4 protein-coding genes and 3 pseudogenes are annotated in these 3686 nt (G+C 45.3%); all 7 read left to right on the forward strand.

The window, feature by feature from the left end; genetic code table 11:
- On the forward strand, positions 1-573 hold a 573-nt coding region (locus tag ACJ8PL_RS25455), incomplete at its 5' end, for an RHS repeat-associated core domain-containing protein (RefSeq protein WP_260048519.1).
- Positions 570-1046, forward strand: coding sequence for a hypothetical protein (locus ACJ8PL_RS25460; RefSeq protein WP_079451273.1), 477 nt, complete (start codon positions 570-572; stop codon positions 1044-1046). The genes ACJ8PL_RS25455 and ACJ8PL_RS25460, both read left to right, overlap by 4 nt.
- Positions 1047-1109: 63 nt before the next feature.
- Positions 1110-1305 (forward strand): annotated as a pseudogene (locus ACJ8PL_RS25465) (RHS repeat-associated core domain-containing protein); the annotation flags it as partial.
- A 41-nt stretch (positions 1306-1346) separates the two neighbouring features.
- A complete protein-coding gene (locus ACJ8PL_RS25470) occupies positions 1347-1781 on the forward strand; it encodes a hypothetical protein (RefSeq protein ID WP_074446870.1) in 435 nt (144 codons plus the stop codon).
- A 510-nt stretch (positions 1782-2291) separates the two neighbouring features.
- Positions 2292-2541: pseudogene (locus ACJ8PL_RS25475) on the forward strand (RHS repeat-associated core domain-containing protein); the annotation flags it as partial.
- Between the two features lie 105 nt (positions 2542-2646).
- On the forward strand, positions 2647-3090 hold the full coding sequence (locus ACJ8PL_RS25480) for a DUF6386 family protein (RefSeq protein ID WP_016927801.1): 444 nt from the start codon (positions 2647-2649) through the stop codon (positions 3088-3090).
- A gap of 63 nt (positions 3091-3153) precedes the next feature.
- A pseudogene (locus ACJ8PL_RS25485) lies at positions 3154-3686 on the forward strand (type IV secretion protein Rhs); the annotation flags it as partial.

Raw genomic sequence — 3686 nt, forward strand, 5'->3', positions numbered from 1 at the left:
TACGCCGGGCAATACCAGGACGACGAAAGCGGCCTGCACTACAACCTGTTCCGCTACTACGAACCCGAGGTGGGGCGTTTCACCACGCAGGATCCGATAGGGCTGCGTGGCGGGTTGAACCTGTATCAGTATGCGCCGAACCCGCTGATGTGGGTGGATCCGTTGGGGTTGAGTATTGAATGGGTTAATCCTTCGTCGTTAAATTATTCTCAAGCATATATATCTGATAACGTAACTGGATATATACATGATATGTCTAATAACAATTGGGATTGGAATCGAAGTGGACCTTTAAATGTTGCCGAAGTGGATGGGCAATTAGTCTCTCTAGACAACCGCAGGTTATATGCAGCGCAAATGGCTAATGTAGAATCTGTACCAATTAAGAGGGTTAATTTATCTGATCCGTTACCACCACCAGCAACTGGAGGTACGTATGGGAGTAATCTCAATAAAAAACTGAACTCTAAACCTAAGAATTCTGATGTTCCTAGAGTCCAGTTACCAGCAACTGGAACACCTAAGAAGCCAACAATTGTTAGCAAGAACAAAAAAATGGGGAGTTGCAAATGATAGCTAAAGAAATGCAGAGTAAGTGGGAAAACAATCAACTAGTCGGATTAGATGTAATCATTAATGATGTAGGTGTTGTAAGGGAAATAGATATTGAATTCGAGATGAATTATAAATTCAAAGGCACCTTTAATAAAGAGTATAAAATTTCATTAGGTAATGAGACAACCTTGAATGCATTGATTGAACAGTATGACGAGGTGTGGTCAGAGATTCAAGTGAATAACAAAGTGCAACTTCCTGACGGTGATTTCTTGTTATGTGGTGAGGGTGAAATGGGCAATGAAGGGTTTATTGCACGTACAGATGGAACTAATAGATTAAAATGGTCCATGTACTCAACAACATCTAATCCTTTTGTTAACGTTATAGAGGCTGGCAAATGTGTTTATTTTCAATCTACGCTGGGTTTCTATATCTGTTTTGATATAACCAACAATAACATATCTATAAAAAATGAAAAAAGTTGGTGAGGTTTTAAACGAAAGTGAGTGGCATAGATGAAAGTTTATTTCTATGAAATGATGAGCTAAGCTGGCAAGTTGCAGGGCCAGACGATAGCCGGCGCGGCGAAGCGGCAGGGCGCGAAATATCAGCAACCGCTCGCTACGTCGGGCAATATCAGGATGACGAAAGTGGCCTGCATACAACCTGTTCCTAGGTTGGTGTTTTACCACGCTGGAGCCGATAGGGCTGCGCGGTGGGTTGAACCTTTATCCGTATGTGCTGAATACGTCGATGTGAGTTGTTCCGTTTAAGATGTGTCCATAAAAATGAAGAATGTAATTACTGAACTGTGGGAAGCTGGTGAATTACCGATTAAAAATGCTCTGTATTTTTCAGATGGTAGAGCTGAGTTGATCGATATCATATCCTACCCCACGCCTAAAGTATCTAAATCGGGATGTTTCGATTTTTTTGAGTTCTATGAAAAAAATAAAGATGAGGTTACTACTATTGATGTAATAAAAAAAATTAATTTGAGTTGTGGTGGATACTTATGTTTAGGGGAAGGGAGCTATGGTTCAGAAGGTTTTATCGCTTATTTGGATCGCGAAGAAAAACTAGTTTGGGTTGTTTACTCGGAAAACTCCAACCCCTTCGTTTCTGCAACCATATTACATGATTCAACGGTTGCTATAGATTCAAGTGCTGGATTCCGACTGAAGGTCAATGTGCTAAAACCTGAGGAAATGGTGATAGTTTGATTGCTGAGTGTGCAGGAATTGAATGAGGAAATAAAGAGCATGGAGGATTTTCATGAGGTTTTTTATCTGTGATGACGGTTATCCGTCTATAGAATCTAATAGTGACTATAGGATACTAACTGACTTTATAAAGGATGACATCCAAAGAGGTTTTTATGGTGTCAATGAGTTTATTGAGACCTGTAAGCTTGTAAGATCTGGGGTTCTTCCATTTTGGGAGGGGACGGGGAACTCTCATACTATAACTATTAAACCTAACGGTGTGGAGATTTTTAATGAGTACACCGAGGAGTCTATGATTGTTTCGAGTATAGATGAGTTTGAGGGGTATCTTGAGAAATGGAAGCATCTAATTTCAAATACAAGTGGCTTGTGAGAATGAGAGGGATAAATAATATACTTTAACGCTAAAAAATTAGGTTCAGCGAGGCGTTCTTTAGAAATAAGAATGAACTGGTTTATATAAGTCTGCAAAACGACATCCTCGCGCACCTGCCACTGGTGCCGATCGCCGACAACTGGCAGGCGCACTGCCGCGGCCCGCAGGGCGAATTCGAGGCGCAGTATCATTACGACGCGCTGGGCCGCTGCAGGAGCAGCGCGACGACGGCAGCCGCCGCAGCTGGAGCTACGATCCGGCCAGCCCGTGGAACCCGCTGGCGGTGTTGGAGCAGGAGGGCGACAGCCGCTCGGCGATATTTACTGGTATCACACCGATCTGAACAGCGCGCCGCTGGAAGTGGCCGACGCGGCTGGCAACAAAGATTAAAAACACTCCACTGGTAGCTCTTTAAAAATGCGGGTAGAAAAGCAAGTCTCCAACCGGGCGACCGAATTAGTGAAATAATATTTCAATAGGAGGGGTATGAATAAGACTTTCTCTTTCACAACAGATACTGCGACCTTGTCAATTTTTGATTTGGTGTCTTTAAAACATAGAGTTAGCGATGATGCCGATTGGTGGAGCATTCCAGAGGATGAACTGGAAGAAGTAAATAAAGGTAACGTGTTGTTTTTGAATCTTGGTGAGGACGGTCAGTATACGGTTCGAGTTGTTGATAACATAAATGAGAACTACAAATCGTTATTTTTGAATGTGCCTTCAGGAAAGGTTTTTGTTGGTGCAGGGGAAGATACTAGCGGTGGTTACCTTGAACCTGACGGTTCTGACTATATGTCAGGTGTGTTTTTGATTATGGATATAGGCAATTACGAAGTAAGATTTAGAAGAGACTCTCTCGATATAGTCATTTCATTTATTAAAAGTAGTGAAAATAAAAATGAAGAGAGTGCATTAATTAGGATCTGATTTGTACTTTTTTACAACATGTCAACAATGACCCTCTTTTATTTTAGGGGAATTCGTTGAAAGGAACACCGCGAACCCAATCAGGGCAAACCGGGCGCGCGGCTGGTGTACGATCTGGCGGATAACCTGCTGGGCGAGCGCAGCCCACAGAACGACATCGACGCGCACCTGCCGCTGGCGCCGATTGCCGACAACCGCCTGACGCACTGGCAAAAACTGTTTTACCGTTACGACGCCTGGGGCAACCTGATCAGCCGGCGCAATGGCCTGTACGAACAGCACTACCGCTACGACGCCGACAACCGGCTGGTGCAGGCGCACGGTCGCGGCCCGCAGGGCGAATTCGAGGCGCAGTATTATTACGACGCGCTGGGCCGCCGCAGCCGCAAGGTGGTGCGCTACAAGGGCAAAACCGAACAGACGACCCGTTTCCTGTGGCAGGGCTACCGGTTGCTGCAGGAGCTGCGCGACGACGGCAGCCGCCGCAGTTGGAGCTACGATCCGGCCAGCCCGTGGAGCCCGCTGGCGGCGCTGGAGCAGGCGGGCGACAGCCGCTCGGCGGATATTTACTGGTATCACACGGATCTGAACAGCGC

The organism is Serratia sp. CY83965, assembly GCF_052166375.1.
In the GTDB taxonomy this organism is placed as follows: domain Bacteria; phylum Pseudomonadota; class Gammaproteobacteria; order Enterobacterales; family Enterobacteriaceae; genus Serratia; species Serratia marcescens.